The organism is Pseudomonas palleroniana, from assembly GCF_022836895.1.
GTDB classification, from domain to species: domain Bacteria; phylum Pseudomonadota; class Gammaproteobacteria; order Pseudomonadales; family Pseudomonadaceae; genus Aquipseudomonas; species Aquipseudomonas palleroniana.
Genome location: NZ_CP092411.1, coordinates 2,564,437 through 2,581,561, shown reverse-complemented (window position 1 = coordinate 2,581,561; position 17,125 = coordinate 2,564,437). Strand labels below are relative to the sequence as shown.

At 61.4% G+C, this 17,125-nt stretch carries 20 protein-coding genes; 13 read left to right on the top strand and 7 right to left on the bottom strand.

Features of this window, described 5'->3' with window-relative positions; all coding sequences use genetic code 11:
- Nucleotides 1-136 precede the first annotated feature (136 nt).
- Together MJP36_RS11840 and MJP36_RS11835 are read left to right on the top strand one after the other, a co-directional pair.
- A complete protein-coding gene (locus MJP36_RS11840) occupies nt 137-1,564 on the top strand; it encodes an MFS transporter (protein ID WP_244385405.1) in 1,428 nt (475 codons plus the stop codon).
- A gap of 96 nt (nt 1,565-1,660) precedes the next feature.
- On the top strand, nt 1,661-3,049 hold the full coding sequence (locus MJP36_RS11835) for an aminotransferase-like domain-containing protein (RefSeq protein WP_244385404.1): 1,389 nt from the start codon (nt 1,661-1,663) through the stop codon (nt 3,047-3,049).
- Here MJP36_RS11835 and panB read toward each other — a convergent pair.
- On the bottom strand, nt 3,037-3,852 hold the full coding sequence (panB, locus tag MJP36_RS11830; RefSeq protein WP_090369740.1) for a 3-methyl-2-oxobutanoate hydroxymethyltransferase: 816 nt from the start codon (nt 3,850-3,852) through the stop codon (nt 3,037-3,039). The two genes, MJP36_RS11835 and panB, sit on opposite strands and share 13 nt — an antisense overlap.
- A gap of 151 nt (nt 3,853-4,003) precedes the next feature.
- On the opposite strand from panB, the gene MJP36_RS11825 reads away from it, so the two are divergent.
- Nucleotides 4,004-4,171: a DUF2986 domain-containing protein gene (locus MJP36_RS11825; protein ID WP_081087054.1), complete on the top strand. Its 168-nt coding sequence runs from the start codon at nt 4,004-4,006 to the stop codon at nt 4,169-4,171.
- Between the two features lie 4 nt (nt 4,172-4,175).
- Here MJP36_RS11825 and MJP36_RS11820 read toward each other — a convergent pair whose 3' ends face one another.
- The gene (locus tag MJP36_RS11820) at nt 4,176-5,162 is read right to left on the bottom strand and encodes a GlxA family transcriptional regulator (protein ID WP_244385403.1); all 987 of its coding nucleotides are present in this window, start codon (nt 5,160-5,162) and stop codon (nt 4,176-4,178) included.
- Nucleotides 5,163-5,164: 2 nt separating this feature from the next.
- Nucleotides 5,165-5,707: a cysteine hydrolase family protein gene (locus MJP36_RS11815; protein WP_244385402.1), complete on the bottom strand. Its 543-nt coding sequence runs from the start codon at nt 5,705-5,707 to the stop codon at nt 5,165-5,167.
- Between the two features lie 197 nt (nt 5,708-5,904).
- Here MJP36_RS11815 and MJP36_RS11810 point away from each other — a divergent pair, with 197 nt between their 5' ends.
- Genes MJP36_RS11810 through MJP36_RS11800 form a run of 3 tightly spaced genes read left to right on the top strand, consistent with a single transcriptional unit; the run spans nt 5,905 to nt 7,294 of the window.
- Nucleotides 5,905-6,180 (top strand): metal/formaldehyde-sensitive transcriptional repressor, encoded by a 276-nt coding sequence (locus MJP36_RS11810; RefSeq protein WP_060755830.1) that lies wholly within the window; start codon nt 5,905-5,907, stop codon nt 6,178-6,180.
- Nucleotides 6,177-7,082, top strand: a complete 906-nt coding sequence (gene dmeF, locus MJP36_RS11805; RefSeq protein ID WP_198763405.1) for a CDF family Co(II)/Ni(II) efflux transporter DmeF — start codon at nt 6,177-6,179, stop codon at nt 7,080-7,082. The genes MJP36_RS11810 and dmeF overlap by 4 nt, the downstream gene beginning before the upstream one ends.
- 32 nt (nt 7,083-7,114) lie before the next feature.
- Complete coding sequence (locus tag MJP36_RS11800; protein ID WP_090369728.1) at nt 7,115-7,294, top strand: DUF1289 domain-containing protein; 180 nt, start codon at nt 7,115-7,117, stop codon at nt 7,292-7,294.
- A gap of 10 nt (nt 7,295-7,304) precedes the next feature.
- On the opposite strand, the gene MJP36_RS11795 is transcribed toward MJP36_RS11800, so the two are convergent.
- On the bottom strand, nt 7,305-8,171 hold the full coding sequence (locus MJP36_RS11795; protein WP_244385401.1) for a DNA/RNA non-specific endonuclease: 867 nt from the start codon (nt 8,169-8,171) through the stop codon (nt 7,305-7,307).
- Between the two features lie 94 nt (nt 8,172-8,265).
- Complete coding sequence (locus MJP36_RS11790; protein WP_060755834.1) at nt 8,266-9,483, bottom strand: MFS transporter; 1,218 nt, start codon at nt 9,481-9,483, stop codon at nt 8,266-8,268.
- A 121-nt stretch (nt 9,484-9,604) separates the two neighbouring features.
- On the opposite strand from MJP36_RS11790, the gene MJP36_RS11785 reads away from it, so the two are divergent.
- Nucleotides 9,605-10,246, top strand: coding sequence for a TetR/AcrR family transcriptional regulator (locus MJP36_RS11785; protein ID WP_060755835.1), 642 nt, complete (start codon nt 9,605-9,607; stop codon nt 10,244-10,246).
- A 124-nt stretch (nt 10,247-10,370) separates the two neighbouring features.
- Here the strand turns inward: MJP36_RS11785 and MJP36_RS11780 are convergent, their stop codons facing one another.
- Nucleotides 10,371-11,681, bottom strand: coding sequence for a sensor histidine kinase (locus MJP36_RS11780; protein ID WP_244385400.1), 1,311 nt, complete (start codon nt 11,679-11,681; stop codon nt 10,371-10,373).
- Nucleotides 11,674-12,348 (bottom strand): response regulator transcription factor, encoded by a 675-nt coding sequence (locus MJP36_RS11775; RefSeq protein ID WP_244385399.1) that lies wholly within the window; start codon nt 12,346-12,348, stop codon nt 11,674-11,676. The genes MJP36_RS11780 and MJP36_RS11775 overlap by 8 nt, the downstream gene beginning before the upstream one ends.
- A 135-nt stretch (nt 12,349-12,483) precedes the next feature.
- On the opposite strand from MJP36_RS11775, the gene MJP36_RS11770 reads away from it, so the two are divergent.
- From MJP36_RS11770 to MJP36_RS11745, 6 genes are all read left to right on the top strand, one after another.
- Nucleotides 12,484-12,657: a hypothetical protein gene (locus MJP36_RS11770; RefSeq protein WP_199777924.1), complete on the top strand. Its 174-nt coding sequence runs from the start codon at nt 12,484-12,486 to the stop codon at nt 12,655-12,657.
- The gene (locus MJP36_RS11765; RefSeq protein ID WP_104994365.1) at nt 12,638-13,018 is read left to right on the top strand and encodes a hypothetical protein; all 381 of its coding nucleotides are present in this window, start codon (nt 12,638-12,640) and stop codon (nt 13,016-13,018) included. The genes MJP36_RS11770 and MJP36_RS11765 overlap by 20 nt, the downstream gene beginning before the upstream one ends.
- A 112-nt stretch (nt 13,019-13,130) precedes the next feature.
- Nucleotides 13,131-14,345, top strand: a complete 1,215-nt coding sequence (locus tag MJP36_RS11760) for a methyl-accepting chemotaxis protein (RefSeq protein ID WP_244385398.1) — start codon at nt 13,131-13,133, stop codon at nt 14,343-14,345.
- Nucleotides 14,346-14,354: 9 nt separating this feature from the next.
- On the top strand, nt 14,355-14,723 hold the full coding sequence (locus tag MJP36_RS11755; RefSeq protein ID WP_003174214.1) for a response regulator: 369 nt from the start codon (nt 14,355-14,357) through the stop codon (nt 14,721-14,723).
- 22 nt (nt 14,724-14,745) lie between these two features.
- Entirely contained in the window at nt 14,746-15,033 is a 288-nt protein-coding gene (locus tag MJP36_RS11750) for an STAS domain-containing protein (RefSeq protein ID WP_198763415.1), read from the top strand.
- A gap of 38 nt (nt 15,034-15,071) precedes the next feature.
- A complete protein-coding gene (locus tag MJP36_RS11745; protein ID WP_244385397.1) occupies nt 15,072-17,111 on the top strand; it encodes a chemotaxis protein CheA in 2,040 nt (679 codons plus the stop codon).
- Nucleotides 17,112-17,125: the final 14 nt, after the last annotated feature.

Here is a 17,125-nt window from a genome sequence, read left to right as displayed (position 1 = left end):
GATGGAACGCGGGCAGAGGTCACCTGTGATGAATATTCCAAGCCATTTCTTGACAAAATAAATCGCCGCATCGCAATATTCAAAGCTATTACTTGGCAAATCAAACCAAGCCCGACAGCACAACAAGGAATAGTCGATGCAAACCCATGACAGCAGTTGGGGCGAATTGCTGCGCGGCAAGAACGCCGCTCGTTCCATCGCCCTCTCCGGCGGCATAGCGCTCTATGCCACCAACACTTACATCGCCACCACTATCTTGCCGTCGGTGGTCGCTGAAATCGGCGGGTTGGCGCTCTATGCATGGAGCACCACGCTGTACGTGGTGGCCTCGATCCTCGGTTCCGCCCTCACCTCCAAGCTGTTGCAACACACCGGCCCGCGGCTGGCCTATACCGTCGCCACGCTGATCTTCATGGTCGGCGTGTTGATCTGCGCACTGGCGCCGAGCATGCCGGTGATGCTCGCAGGGCGTTTGATCCAGGGGCTGGGCGGCGGGATGTTGCTGGCCCTGTGTTATTCGATGATCCAATTGGTGTTCGAAGAACGCCTGTGGCCCCGGGCAATGGCCTTGGTGTCGGGCATGTGGGGCGTCGCAACGCTGGTAGGCCCGGCCGTGGGGGGCGTGTTCGCCGAACTGGACGCCTGGCGCTACGCCTTCGGCGCCATGGTGCCGGTGAGCCTCGCCTACATCGTGCTCACTCACCGTGCGCTGCCACCCCGTGACAACGCCACGGACAGCGCCAGCCGCTTGCCCGTGCCGCAACTGGTGCTGCTGGCCGCTGCGGTGCTGGCCGTGTGTGCGGGCAGCGTCTCGTCGCTGCCGAGCTGGAACCTGCTGGGCATTGCGGCCTGTGCCGGGCTGGTATTTCTGCTGATCCGGCACGAGTCCAGCGCCTCGATCCGCCTGTTGCCCAGGGACGCGTTGAGGTTCAACACCCCGCTTTGTGCGCTCTATGCGACCATCTGCCTGCTGGTGATCGGCATGAGCAGCGAAATTTTCATGCCGTACTTTCTGCAGCACCTGCACGGCCAGTCGCCGCTGTATGCCGGTTATATGGCGGCACTGATGGCCGTCGGCTGGACCGTCTCGGAAATCCTCAGCTCCGGCTGGACAGGCCGCAGTGCACAACGCGCCATCCTCGCCGGGCCGCTGTTTATCGTGGGCGGACTGGTGCTGCTGGCAATCACCACCCCCATGGCCAGCCTGGGCGGATGGGCACGGCTGGCGCCCATCTGCCTCGGAATGTTCCTGGTAGGTTTCGGCATTGGCCTGGGTTGGCCGCACCTGCTGACGCGCATTCTGCAAGTGGCGTCGGAGCAGGACAAAGACACGGCCGCTGCGTCGATTACCACTCTGCAACTGTTCGCCATGGCCATGGGCGCGGCACTGGCGGGCGTGATCTCCAACGTGGCGGGCATCAATGATGCGACCGGCAATGCCGGCATCGCCAATGCGGCACAATGGCTGTTCGCGCTGTTTACCCTGGCGCCGGTATTGGCTTGGGTGATGGCACGGCGCGCAACCCGAGCCCAGGCCAGCACCGGCGGGTTAACGGTGTCTTGAGCGTGGATTTCCGTATGGCATCGCCTTGCAGGATACTGGGCCGGACCAACCCCTGATGGGCGCGCCATCATTAGCGGTCGAACGCTTCGAGTGATCATGGAAAAAACCCAGCACAACTCTTTTGCCTATCAAGCCGTGTATCGCTACCTCGTCGAGTTGATCGAGGCGGCCCCTGTGCACACCGAGCAAAAACTACCGTCGCTGCGCCAACTGGCGCGGCGCCTGGGAGTGTCGGTGTCGACCACCAAGTACGCGTATGCGCTGCTTGAAGATGAGGGGCGGGTCGAAGCCAGAGCCAAGTTCGGTTACTTCATCAAAGCCCTCCCCGGCGGCACGTTGGCCCCCCGCCCTTCCAACCTGCTCGATCAGGTATTCGCCAACGCACGTCAACCGGGAATGCTGGCGCTGAGTAGCGATGCACCCGCCCTGTTGCTGTCTCTGGAAAACCCACTGTGGATGATCGAGCGCGAGTTGGCGCGGCAGTATCCGCGCTCGCTTGCGCCCCTGTACCTGCCATTCGGCGAGCCCGAATTGCGCGCCGCATTGGCCGCGCGCTACACCCACTCCACCGACCGCTACTGGCAAGCCGATGAGGTGTATATCGGCGCAGACCTGCACAGCGTGCTGGCCATTGCCCTCAATGCCCTGAACCTGGCGGGCACGGTAGCGCTGGTGGAGTCGCCCTGCTCGTGGGCGGTGTTGCGTCAACTGGAAGCGGCGAAGGTGCGTGTGATCGAGTTGCACCTCGACGCCGACGGGCGTTTCGACCTGGTGGCGCTCAGTGGCTTGCTCCGGCAAGAGCCGATTCGATTGGCGGTGTTCTCGTCGACCGTGAATATTCCCCAGGGCGGCCTGATGCCGGCGCAGGACAAGCAGCAGATCTGCCGTTGGCTGGCGGAACGGGATATCTGGCTGTTCGAGAACGACACCTACGGCGAGCTGTGTTTTGCTGCACACCCTGCGCGCTATCGCGACTTTGCAGACCCCAGCAGACTGCTGGTGTTCTCCACCTTCGACAAAGTGATCGGCTCCGAAGCGCCCTACGGGTACGTGCTATGCCGCGGGCAGCGGCCGGCGTTACAGCGGTTTTTTCTGGAGCGCGGGTTTCGCCTTTCGCCGATCCGTCAGAGAGCCATCGCCAAGCTGTTGACCTCCAAACGCATCGACGCCCATTTAAAAGCACTTCGTGCGCAGCTATTGACGCGGATGAACCAACTCAAAGCCCTGCTGGAGGTCCACGATCTGTGGCACGTTCAAGTGCCCCAAGGCGGCGCGAGTTTCTGGTTGCAGGCCAGGCGCCCGGTGCAGATGCGGCGGGTGTTCGAACCCTTGCTGGCCCGGCGCATCGTCATCGCCCCAGGTGAATTGTTCAGCCAGCATGGCGCCTGGCAGCAGCATCTGCGCCTGAGTTTTACCCTCGACTGGAACAAGGATATCGCCCAGGCGGTACACCAACTGGCCGAGGCGATCCGTCAAAGCCCGTAACAGTGACGCGCTTCGGGAAAGCGGCCATGGCGCACGTCGTCGGCAAAGCGGGCGCAGGCATCGCGAATCACTTCACTGACATCCGCATACTGTTTGACGAAACGCGGCAGGTGCCCGCTGCCCAGGCCCAGCACATCTTCGGTAACCAGTACCTGGCCGTCGCACGCCGGCGACGCGCCAATGCCGATGGTGGGCATGCTTGAGTCCAGGGTGATCTGGCGCGCCACGCCCTCGGCCACACCTTCCAGCAACAGGCTGAAGGCGCCCGCCTCGAGGTTGGCGCGGGCGTCTTCGGCAATCACCGCACCGGTTTGCGCCGTGAGGCCCTGGGCCTTGAAACCGCCCATCACATTGACGAACTGCGGCATCAACCCCACATGGGCCATTACCGGAATCCCTCGCGCCACCAGAAATTCCACCGTTCCCGCCAGCGCCTGATTGGCCTCCAGCTTGACCGCATCGCAGCCCGTGCGCGCCAGCACCTGGGCACAATTGCGGAAGGCCTGCTCGAAGGACTCCTGATAACTGCCGAAGGGCATGTCGGCAATCACACAGGCCAGCTGCGTGCTGTCGACCACGGCGCGGGTATGCCCGATGGTTTCTTCCAATTGCATGCTCAAGGTCGAGGCGCGGCCATAACCGACCATTGCGGTGGAGTCGCCGACCAGAATGAAGTCGACCCAGGGGTCGATCAGCCGGGCGATGGCGCTGGAGTATGCGGTCAATGAGACGATTTTCTGCTGGCCCTTCATCGCCACCAGTTGCGGGACCGTCATACGTTTTGTGCGGGTGTGGGTGCTCATCAGGGTCTTCCGTTTACGCTGGATACCCGACCGGATTATTGGCAAAAGGACTCGCGGTTCAATGTACAGATCGACGCTAAAAAGCGACTCAGGTAACGGGCCGTTTTTTTAAACTGATATCATCCGGGTCTGTACAACCCAGGTAAAAGACATGAATCGCCAAAAGAAACTCCAGCAGCTCTTCAAGGCCAAGGCCAAAAAGGCCAGCGCCAAATTGGCGCCGAAAAGCAAAGACAAATACATCAGCAAAGCCGACCGCGCGAAACTGGCGGCTGAAGCGGCTCAAGAGCCGACCACGTCCGCCGACACGTCCTGCTGAACCATCAGCCGGCATCAACCAGAAGGCGCAGGCTGGAAGGCGTGCCGGCTTCGTATTTGCTCCAGATGCGCCGCAGGTGGCGTGCCGAACCAAAGCCTGCGCGCTCAGCGACCGTTTCAATACCCAGGGCCGACTCGGCCAACAGTTCACGGGCCACGGCCAGTCGCAGCCGATGCAGGTAGTCGAGCGGGCTGCTACCGACGTGCTCGTGGAACAGCCGCGCCAGGTGACGACTGCTGGTGCAGGCCAACGCCGCCATGCGCGTGACGGTCCAGGCTTCACAGGGGGCGGCAGCGATGGCGTCCTGCACCCGATGCACGGCCGGATGCAGATGATTACGCCCGGCGATCCAGGGCGACAATTGCGGGTCGGCACCACTGCGGCGCATATACACCACCATGTCCCGAGCGACCGTGCAGGCCAGGCGTGGGCCGGCCAGCTCGGCAAGCAGGTGCAGCATCAGGTCGATCCCCGCAGTGACACCGGCGCTGCAACTCACCGGACCGTCAGTGACGTAAAGCCGGTTTTCCAGGACCCGGGCCTTGGGCGCCACGGCCTGCAATGTGGCGCACAGCGCATGGTGCGTGGTGCACTGGCGCCCATCCAGCAATCCGGCCCTGGCGGCACTCAACGCTCCCGCACAGACGCATACCAGCCGCTCGCCCGAAGGTGCATACACGTTCTGCAGCCACTGGGTCAGCGCCTGACTGGCCACCTCGAACGCCTGTTGGCGTGCCTTGCTCACCTTCGACGTGGAGCCCACCAACACCACCAGGGTGCCGGGTGCCAGGACCGCTGGAAGTGGAGCCAAGCCGGCCAGCGGCAAACCGATGGAGGTTTGCAGGGACTCCACCGGGCTGACGTACTGCAGGTCAAAATCGATGACGGCCGGGTCCTCGACCTGAGCCGCCAGGCGCAGCACTTCGGCTGGGCCTGCCAGGTCCAGCATCAGCACATTGGGCAGCAACACGAACAGCACCGGCACGCTCACGGTCAGGCCTCCAAGGCCTGGGCGACGGTGACGATGCGCGCAAAGCGGTCTTCGAGCACCAGCTCTGTGCGCTCGCGGATCTCGGCCGCAGTGTAGACCCGCGCACTGCGCGCGTGAGTCATGGGGAAGGTCAGCGTCGCCTCGCTGACAAAGTCGACGGTAAAGCCGCTGTCCGACGCCTGCCGCGTGGTGGTTTCGCAGCATTGTTCGGTGCGAATACCGCTGATGATCAATGTGTCCACCCCCATCTCCGTCAACCGTGCCGCCAGGGGCGTGCCGGCAAAAGCACTGTGGTAGCGCTTGTGGATGACCAAGGCCGGCTCGATCGACAACTCGCTCAAGGTTCTGACGTTGCCCGATGCCATCGAAAAATGCCCCTGGTCTTCAACATGGAAGACTTGTATCACCGGAATGCCTTGCTGGACACACCCATCAATCAGGGCCTGTTGTTTGGCAAGGTAGTCAGGCAGGTCATTTTCGGACCAGTAGGTGGAATGGCGGAACGAATGCTGGGCATCGATCACGATCAGGGCTTTGCGCTTCATGGACAGTCCTCGTGGTATGAATTTCAGACGCCATGGTAGGCGCGCCACCCGGTACGCAACAGGCACAGGCCGGACCAGCCGAGGACGGATTCGGACATCATGACATACCAGCTCTCGGCAACCGCTCGACGCCTCGCGTTGTATAGGGGGGCGGGGTATGCAATGATCCGCCCCATCATAGGTAGGGGGGGTATGCCATGGGCCATATAGCCGCGAACAAAGACAGCTTGATCAAACGCGTCAAACGCATCGCCGGGCAAATCCAGGCAGTCGAAAAAGCGCTGGAGTCAGACGCCGACTGTGCCAAGACCCTGCATCTGGTGGCCGCCACCCGTGGCGCCATCAACGGGCTGATGGAGGAAATCATCGAAGACCACGCCAGGGCCCATGTGGCCGATCCGTCCCTTAGCGAAGAAGCTCGCAACAAAGGGGTCGAAGAGTTGCTCGAAGCCATCCGGCGGTATTCCAAATGACTCTCACGCCCCACACCCACGAGCATGTATTCCTCGGTTCATCCCACGAAGAAAACGCCAGGCGCACCCTCTGGGTGGTGTTGCTGACCGTCGTCATGATGGTGGCGGAAATCGCCGCCGGCGCGTTGACCGGTTCCATGGCCCTGCTGGCTGACGGCTTTCATATGGCTACGCATGCCGGCGCCTTGGGCATTGCCGCTGCGGCCTACGCCTACGCCAAACGTCATGCGAACAGCCCGCGCTACAGCTTCGGCACCGGCAAAGTCGGCGACCTGGGCGGCTTCGCCTCGGCGCTGATCCTGGCGCTGGTATCCCTGGGCATTGCTATCGAGTCGGTGATTCGCCTGCTGCAGCCTGCCGAGGTGCAGTTCGGGACGGCGACGCTGATCGCCGTGTTGGGCCTGGCGGTGAATATCCTCAGTGCGCTGCTGCTGGGTCACGGCCATAGCCACGGGCATGACCACGACCACGATCATCACCCGCACGGCCACGACAACAACATGCGCTCGGCCTATGTGCACGTGATCGCCGATGCCTTGACCTCGGTGCTCGCCATCGCCGCGTTACTGGCGGGCCGCTACCTGGGTTGGGTGTGGCTGGACCCACTGATGGGCATTGTCGGCGCCCTCGTGATTGCGCGATGGGCCTGGAGCCTGATGAAGGCCACCGCCGGTGTGTTGCTGGACCAGACCGATGAACAGGTCGCTGCCGAGATCCGCGAGTTGGTTGAACAACCCGGCGATGCCAGGATTACCGACTTGCACGTCTGGCGAGTCGGCCCCGAGGCATATGCGGCGATTGTCAGCGTGGTCGGCCGCTCGACCAATGCCGAGAGCATTCGCGAGCGCCTTGAACCTGTCCATGAGGTGAGTCACCTCACGGTCGAATTTCACGCCGCCTAACGGCGGCCTTTACTGCGCACCCGGGTGAGACCTTGGCCAAAGATATTGAAAACCCCTGCATTTCCATCTGCCAGCTCAGCGGTGACCTGTGCGTCAGCTGCGGACGCAGCAAGGACGACATCCGCAAATGGAAACGCATGAAGCGTCCCGAGAAAATGGCCGCTGTGCAACGTGCGACGCAGCGGCTCAAGGCATTGAAGAAGGCCAGATAAGGTGGACGGATCAGGTCCGCCCGACGGACCCCGCGACCGGCAAATTACCCAGCAACCTGAGCCCGGTGCTTTTGACAAAAGTGTCGTAGTCCATCGGCTTCTGGATGCGAGTCTCGGCGTTAGGCAGCACATAGGCCCAGGCGCGTTTTGACGAAGCGTCGTACACCAGTTTGAACAGGCGCGTCGGCACCCAGACCTTGTGCGCGCCCATGGTGCTGTAGCCCGGGTCAAACAGCGGCCCAGTGAACACGAAGACATTGCCACCGGCACGGGTGGCAAATTTACGCACGTCCGCTTCGACCTTGCTCCAGATCTTGCGGTTGTTGGTCGGGTCTTGGGGCACCATGTTCGACAGCGCGAAGGATTGCGCCATGGCATTGGCACTCGGTGCGTCGGCGGCCGGGGACTGGTGACCGCGATCCATCGCCGGATGCTGGCCGCGATAGTCGCTCAGTTCTGCGCGACCGTCCTTGGGAATGCGTGGGTCCGGGTAGAACTGGTTGGTGCGCTCCTCGCCCTTGGCATCTTTCAACTGCACGGCATTCAGGCGTTCGACCACCACCAGCGGTGTCCTGCTGGTTTGCGAATAGAGCACTGCGAAGTTGTCCGAGCACAGCGCCAGGGGCTTCATCGAAACCGGCACGGTGGCAAGGTTGATCGGCGTCGCAGCGGGGAACAGATCGGCACAACCGTCAAACGTGGGCTTTTTCTGCTGGTTGGAATAGAGGTCGAGAGCGGCCCCCTGGCTGATCGAACCGGAGTGCGAGCTGTGTGCCTGGGCCGGTGGTTTGATAAAGTCCAACAGACTGCGGGCTTGTGCCCCGGTAGAGAGCAAAACAAGGGCCGACAGCCCAACTGCAATGTTGCGCAGGTGCATGGCGTGATTCTTCGCAAGAGAGTGAGGCGACAGGCTCCGAAATGCGGAGCCAAGTGACTGATATTGCCAGGATTACTGACCAGGCAAAGTCACATTAGTGCCCTGCTGCGAGCGGTTTTCCCGTCGCCCGTGCGCCGGGCTTGAAACCGTGGGCATGCGCGCCCCCGGCAATCGCAAACGACAGCACAATCAACACCAGCATGGCCCACGGAAACGATGCCACGCCCCATGTATCGAGCAATACCCCGCCCACCAGACCGCTGGCGGCGATTGCGCTGTTCCACGCCACCACATTCAGCGACAACGCCACGTCGGCCCCCTCGCCCGCCGCGTCCGCCAGAGCAGTTTGCAACAAGGTGGCGGCGCCGCCGAAACTCGCGCCCCACACCGCCACGCCAAAGTAAATCACCAAGGGCAACTGCCCCAACAAGCCGAATAGCACACTCACGGATGCAAACGTCGCCAGGCTGACCAGCACGGTCTTGCGCAACCACGCCTCGACACATTTTGCCGTAAGCCAAATGCCCGCCAGCGCGGCGATGCCAAACACCAGCAACACGCTATCCACACGCTCGGCCAGCCCGGCCGGTGCCACGAACGGTGCAATGTAGGTGTAGAGAATATTGTGCGCGAGCATCCAACTGATCACTACCGCCAACACCGGCCGCACACCCGGCGTGGTCAAGACCTTGCCCAGGGACAGACGCTGATGCGCGGCCTGCGGTGGATAGTCCGGGACCTTCGCCAGCACCCACACCATCAGCGCCAGCGTCAATCCTGACATCAGGCCGAACGTCGTGCGCCAGCCCACCAGCCCACCAACCCAAGTGCCAAGCGGCACCCCCAGGGACAGCGCAATCGGCGTCCCGACCATCGCCAGCGCAAGTGCCCTGCCCTGCTGGTGTGGCGCGACCATGCGCCGGGCGTAGCCGGCCAACAGGCTCCACGCCAACCCTGCGGCCACACCCGCGAAGAATCGCGCTACCAACGTGACGCCATAGTGAGACGACAACGCGGTGATCGAGTTGAACAGCAGGAAACCGACGATGGTCAGCAGCAACACATTGCGTCGACGCCAGCCCCGCGTCGCGATGGTCATAGGGATCACCGCCAGCACTGAACCCAAGGCATACGCGGTAACCAGTTGCCCGGCCATGGACGGGGTCACGGCCAGGCCTTCGCTGATTAATGGCAAGAGCCCGGCCGGCAAGGTTTCGGTGACGATGCAGATGAAACCGGTCATGGCCAGGGCGAGCAATGCGCCGATGGGCAAGCGGTCAGTTGACTCGGATAAGCTGAGTGAAGGTGTCACGGGGAAACTCCTCGGGGCGACTTAGATACTGATCGATACAAATATTGCGCAGCGTCGCGATGCGTTGTCAACGACTTATGTATCGACTAGTATTTATCTCGTCACCCAGAGGATTTTTGCCATGGCACAAATGGGGCGCCCCCGTAATTTCGACCGCGAACACGCCGTGGAGCAAGCCATGCACTTGTTCTGGCAGCATGGCTATGACGCCACCTCCCTGGCCCAGCTCAAGGCCGGCTTGGGTGGCGGTATCTCAGCTCCGAGTTTTTACGCGGCCTTCGGCTCCAAGGAAGCGCTGTTCGATGAGTGTGTGCAGCGCTACCTGGCAACCTACGCGCAAGTCACCGAATGCCTGTGGGACGAAAGCCTTGCGCCACGCCAAGCGATCGAAACGGCGCTGCGTCAATCAGCGCGCATGCAATGTGAAGATGGACACCCCAAAGGCTGCATGGTGGCGCTCGGCGTGATGAGTGCACCAAGCCCGGACAACGCGCGCGTTACGCAGGCATTGACGCAGTCACGCACGCGAACGCGGGCGGGCATTGTGCAGTGTGTAGAACGCGCGATCAGTATCGGGCAGTTGCCGAGCACACTGAACGCGGCGGCACTGGCCACGGTGTTTGATAGTTTTCTGCAGGGTGTCTCGATCCTGGCGCGGGACAACGTCCCCCATGAAAGCATCGACGCGGCTATCAACCATCTGCTGTTGACGTGGGATATTGCCGCCGCTACGGCGCCGCCGGTACGTCCCGGAACGCCATGACATCTGGAACGACAAACAGGCCATTACCCTCGCACGCAGCCAATCATCAGGCTTTACCCGTCACGCTGAACCTGCAATTCAGAGGCATGATCGGGGTTCTTGTACCCGTGGGCGCAGCCCGCCCTTAACTCTCCGACTCGACCACCAGCGAGTCCGTGAAGTCGAGAATGACAGTGAAACGATGTTGCACGCGAATCACTTCAATGTGCCAACCCAGTTTTGCGCATAGCTGGCGCATCAACTGCAGCCCAAGGCCATAGCCGAAGTCGTTGGACTCCTGTTGCGGCGGGATCTCCCTCATCTGATTGGCAATAAACAAACTGGGGTATTGGAAGCTGATTTCTACTTGCCCCTCCTGCGCGTACTGAAGCGCATTGCGCAGGAAGTTGCCGATCACGATGCGGCATGCGGTGGGAGGCAAGCGGCAAGGTTCGTGGCGGATGTCGATGATCAGCTCGATATCCCGGTTACCGATCAGGTAGCGATGTTTCTCAATCAATTCGCCCACCAGCTCACCCAGGTCAACGTCTGCTTCCGGCAATGGCTCGGGGCTCTCGCGGCTCATCCACAGCAATGTCTCGGCGATGAGCTGCATATTCAGCACGGAGCGCTCGATACGCTGCAAAGAGGTCGGCAGCACACCACCCGCTTGCAGGGTCAACAGTTCCATATTGGCTTTGAGCACCGCCAGTGGGGTGCGCAGTTCATGGCTGGTGTAGCGTAAAAGCCGACCTTCGCGCTGGCTGGCCGCCTGCACCTGCTCGACACTTTTGGCCAGCGCTTCGGCCAGCATATTGAATTCCTTGAAGCTGAAACCCGGTCGGCCGGCAGCCATTGCGTCAGCATTTTTCAACGTACTGGACCATTCGGCCAGGCGTCCCAACGGACGCACCAACCACCACACCAATAAGGCGATAATGAACAGCGCCGGCACGAATACCGCCAGGCTGATGAACGTGACGCTCTGCAACACCTGGTCAAAGTAGGCATCGGACAAGGGTGTTTCGACTTCACCGCCCTCCTCGTGGTCATGGTCGATGTCATACAGGTAAAGGGTTTTACCGTCCCCCAGGGGCTGCTCGAGGATGATCTGGAAGGGGGCATCGTCATCATCGGAGTAAAGATCGCCGAAGATGTGGACCGCGCCGAAGGACAGGCTCGGCGGGCTATCCAGCATCTGGCGGACGTTCTGCGGCAAAGCCTCCTTGCCGATGACGCCGGTATAGAAGTAATTGTGCGGAGGTGGCGTGCTCGGATCTTTCTTGTAGTGCCGGATAAAATATTGGGCTTCTTCTTCCATCATCGAGCTGGCGGTGTAGAGCAAGCCGCGCACGGTGAATACAGGCAGCAGGTGGCTGTAGATCAGCAACACCACCGCAATCAGTAACAGGAAACTCCCGCTGATCACCCACTTCAGGCTCAACCCATTACGCATAGGGTTTTACCTGAATACCGACCCCGGCAAGGGTATGGATCAACGGCCGGTCAAAGGGTTTGTCGACCGTCTTGCGTAGCCGATGCAGGTGCACTTTGAGCGTATTACTGTCCGGTGGCTCATCGCCCCAGACTTTTGCTTCCAGGCGCTCTCGGGGAACGGGTTCAGGACTGGCGCGCATCAGATGCTCCAACAAGGCCCAGCAGATCGGCGACAAATGCAGTTCCTGTCCTGCGCGACTGACCTTACGGGTGGACAGCTCCATCACCAAATCATCCACCTGCAGGCGGCTGGTCTGACCGCTGCGGCGCATGCTCAATGCGCGAATCCTGGCCACCAGCTCGGCCAGCTCGAAGGGCTTGACCAGATAGTCATCGGCTCCAGCGGCAAAACTTGCGAGCTTGTCCGACAACGCATCCAGCGAAGTCAGCATCAGGATCGGCGTCTGCACGCCTTGTTGGCGCAGTCGTTCACATAACTGCTGGCCATCCAGTCGCGGCAGCATGATGTCCAGGAGAATGACGTCGTAATGTTGGTTGAGAGCCAGATTAAGTCCGGCCTGGCCATTACTGGCGTGGTCACAGACGATACCGCTGAACGCCAGATACTCGATGACGGTGGTGGCCAGGTCCAGGTTGTCCTCGACCAGCAGCAGGTGAATATGCACAGTAAAAAGCCTCGGACAGGTAGTGCGCAGAGGCTTGAAGGATAACGGAAGCCGGCCGGCCTTCGAATGATGTTTACCTGATGTTAACCCTCCCCTGCTTAAGCTGAGGCTCTTCTTATCCAGAGCATCACAGCCATGAACCTGTCTTCGATGATCATCGGTGCCCTGCTGGTGTTGATTTTCTCCGCCCTGATGGCCGGCCTCCTCGCACCGAAAGCTCAGTTGATCCGCATGGGAGGCAGTAGCTGGTTTCTGGTGGGTCAGAACGTTGAGCGAACAGGGTCGTTTTATGTCGTCAGTGCGTCCTGATCACGTAAACATCAGCTATACCTATCAGTTGGTATTGTGCGTAGTGCTGATTGTTTGCGTGTCGTTGTCGATGGGGATCTATATCACTCGCGTGAATGCGTATGTTGATCAGCAACGAGAGCTGTCGCCGGTGTATCTGCACGAGTGCCATGAAGGCCGCGGCGGCTTTATTGTCTATGCTGATGGCAGACGCAGCAGTGACAAGTGTTATAGCTGCGATGAAGGTGAATCGGCGGGTGCCGACGAGGCGCAGGGCCTGCCAGGCTCACACCGTACCGGGTGGCTCGAGTACCTCCTGCCTACGGTTGAAGAGCCGCGGATTCTCAAGAGATGGGGCAACCCTCCTACCGACGCCCGGTAACACACCGGTCACAAACCGGACGGAAGGTATGTACCCCATCTAAAGTTAAGGCGCCGGGGACAGATAGACTTTATGTCGTTCACATCTGCAACACTGTTCAAGGACCGAACTCATGACTCAGCGTCAATCCGGCCGTACTTTACCCCCCGTTCCCTTGCCTTTTCGCTGGTTTGCGTTAATCCCGGTCATCCCTGCCATCGCATGGACACTCCTGCAATCAGCCTCGCCGGCCAATCTGGCGGCCTGTGCCGTACTGCTGCTGATCGGTCTTGGTGCATGCGCCTGGAGCACCCGTTCGCAGCGTGACCTGGTGCTGCGAGCGATTGCGCAGGCCAACGCAAACCCGGCAGATGCAGACGCGACACACCACGGCATGGCCGTGCGCGCCCAACTCGACGAGGTGTTGCTGGGCGCCATGCCCATCTGGGCCAAGCAAGTGGAAAGCTCGCGCTTGCAGACCGAAGACGCCATCGTCAGCCTCGCCAACCGTTTCACCGGTATTTCCACGCGCCTGCAGGACACCGTGCAGGCCTCCCAGCAAGCCGCCGGGGAACTCGATGGGCAGGCTGCCGACGGCGCGCTCAAGGTGCTGGCGCGCAGTGACAGCGAACTGAGCCAGGTGATCGACTCGCTCAAGGCCGCTCAATCGAGCCGAGACCAGACCCTCTCCCAGGTGCGCAGCCTCACCGCCTATACCGGCGAACTGCGCACCATGGCCGCCGACGTGGCGGCGATTGCGGCACAAACCAACCTGCTGGCCCTCAATGCCGCGATCGAGGCGGCGCGTGCCGGTGAAGCCGGGCGCGGGTTTGCCGTGGTTGCGGATGCGGTGCGCAGCCTGTCGAGTAAATCCAGCGAGACCGGCCAGCAGATGTCGGCCAAAGTCGACATCATTAACAACGCCATCACCCAACTGGTGCAGGTGGCCTCCACCAGCGCCGACCAGGACAGCCACTCCGTCGCCGCGTCCGAGCAGAGCATCCAGCAGGTGCTCGAACGCTTCCAGAGCATCACCGGGCGCCTGGCCGATTCCGCCGACCTGCTCAAGCAGGAAAGCTACGGCATCCGTGACGAAATGACCGAGGTGCTGGTCAACCTGCAATTCCAGGACCGGGTCAGCCAGATCCTCAGCCATGTACGCGACAACATGCACGCCCTGCATGAGCACCTGCTCCAGGCCAACCAGACGCCCGACCAACTGGCAGCCGTCGATGCCCGCCAGTGGCTGGCGCGCATGGAGGCCACCTATGCCACCGACGAGCAGCGGCGTAACCATCATGGCGATACCGCGGCGCAGCAGAGTTCACAAGACATCACTTTTTTCTAGGAGCACAGCATGGCGAAGAATGTATTGGTGGTCGATGACTCGAGCAGCGTGCGACAAGTGGTCGGCATTGCCTTGAAAAGTGCCGGCTACGATGTGATCGAGGCCTGCGATGGCAAGGATGCCCTGGGCAAGCTCAACGGGCAGAAGGTGCACCTGATCATCAGTGACGTGAACATGCCCAATATGGACGGCATCACCTTTGTAAAGGAAGTCAAGAAGCTGGCCAGCTACAAGTTCACCCCGATCATCATGCTGACCACCGAGTCGCAGGAATCGAAGAAAGCCGAAGGCCAGGCCGCAGGCGCCAAGGCCTGGGTGGTCAAGCCGTTCCAGCCGGCGCAGATGCTGGCGGCGGTGTCCAAGTTGATCCTGCCCTGACCGATGACGGCACGGAGGCCTTATGTCCATCACCTGCGAAACAGTCGACGGCACCGCCCGCCTGGGTATTGACGGCGAACTGACGATCTACACCGTGGCCGAGCTTGCCGCCGCGCTGCTGCCCCAGATTGGCGCGGCGCCACGCCTGGAAATCGACTTGTCACAGGTCACCGAAATCGACGGCGCCGGCCTGCAATTGCTCGCGGTCATCAAGCGCGAAGCCGCCGGCAATGGCACGGACCTGAGCCTTGCCGGGCAGAGCCAGGCGGTCACGAGCACCTTTCAACTGTGTGGCGGCGCGATCTTCTAGTGCGCAGCCCCGCTCAATGAGCGACAAGGAGTGTCCAGGTGAATATTGATCTCGATCAGGCACAGCAGACCTTTATCGCCGAGGCACGCGAGCTGCTGCAGGTCATGGAGCAATCCCTGCTGCAACTGGAGAGCGAACCCGGTGATGAAGATGCGATCGGTGCAGTGTTTCGCGCCGCCCATACCATCAAAGGCTCCGCCGGATTGTTCGGCTTGGCACCGATTGTCGGTTTCACGCATATCGTCGAAGACGTGCTCGACCGCCTGCGCGATGGCAGCGTAAAAGTGGATGCAGCGTTGATCGCACTGCTGCTCAAGTGCGGCGACCACATACTTGACCTGATCGAGGCGGTCGACCATCACGGTGGCGCGCTGCAGCCTGCGACACTGGAACACGGTGAGGTGTTGCGCGAAGCACTGAGCGCCTATCAGCCACTGCAGACGGCAATCGCCGTTGTGGAAAGCGCAGGCCAAGATGACGAGACCCGCGCCGAGGTGCTCTGGCATATTTCCCTGCGCTTCGGCGCAGAGGTGTTCCGCAATGGCATGGACCCGTTGTCCTTCTTGCGCTACCTCGCCACGCTGGGCCAGTTGCTACAGGTCACCCCGCTGACCGAGCGCATTCCGCCCGTGGACGCCTGGGACCCGGAAAGCTGCTACCTGGGCTTTGAAATCGACCTGCGTTCGAATGCCAGCCATGCCACCCTCAATGAAGTGTTCGACTTCGTACGCGATGACTGTGAGGTGCTCATCAGTGCCCTCGACGCGCCAGGCGACAGCAGCACCACAGCCGGCACCGAGTTGGTCACCCAGACCGCTGCCAGCCCGATGGCGACCACGCAACAGCGCGTCGCGACGACCAACGACGTCAAGCCGCGGGATGGCAACTATGTACGGGTCAATGCCGACAAGCTCGATGAACTGATCAACCTGGTCGGTGAGCTGGTCATCGCCAGCGCCGGCGCCAGCCTGTTGGCGCGCTCCTGCAACAACGACCCGCTGGAAGAAGCCGCCTCGACCGTCTCCGGGCTGGTGGAAGAGATCCTCGATGGCGCGCTGCGCCTGCGCATGATCCCCATCGGCGATACCTTCAATCGTTTCCGCCGCGTGGTGCGCGATGTCAGTCAGGAACTGGGCAAGGATATCGACCTGATCATCAGCGGCGCGGAAACCGAGCTGGACAAGACCGTCGTCGAGAAAATCGGCGACCCGCTGATGCACTTGTTGCGCAACGCGATGGACCATGGCATCGAGAACGCCGAGGCCCGACGTGCCGCCGGTAAATCGACCAAGGGTCACCTGAGCCTGAATGCCTACCACGACTCGGGCAGCATCGTGATCGAAATCGCCGATGATGGCGCCGGACTCAACCGCGAACGTATCCTGGAAAAAGCCCAGGAACGCGGGCTGGTCGCCAGCGGTGCGGTGCTCAGCGACCAGGAAATCTACAACCTGATTTTCGAAGCCGGCTTCTCCACGGCCGAGGCGGTGACCAACCTTTCCGGACGCGGTGTCGGCATGGATGTGGTCAAACGAAATATCACCCTGTTGCGCGGTACCGTCGACCTCGACAGCCGCCCCGGCCAAGGCACCGTGGTGCGCATTCGCCTGCCGCTGACCCTGGCGATCATCAACGGATTCCTGGTCGGCATCGACCATTGCACCTACGTGATTCCGTTGGATATGGTCCAGGAATGCGTCGAGCTGGACGAACTCCAGCGCCAATCCAGCCGCGACCAGGGCTACCTGGATCTGCGCGGCGAGGTGCTGCCGCTGGTACACCTGCGCGACCACTTCAACCATGAAGGCCCACCGGCCCGCCGCCAGAACGTGGTGGTGGTGCGCTATGCCGAACACAAGGCCGGGCTGGTGGTGGATGACCTGCTCGGCGAGTTCCAGACCGTCATCAAACCCTTGGGCAAGCTATTCGGTGCGCTACGCGGCATCAGCGGCTCGACCATTCTCGGCAGCGGCGCGGTGGCCCTGATCCTGGATATACCGGCGTTGCTCAACCAAATCGTACAACAGGAAGCCCGCACACCTCAGGCGCCCTCGTCGCCTGCGGTCGGCGTGCGCTGACGCATTCGCAATTC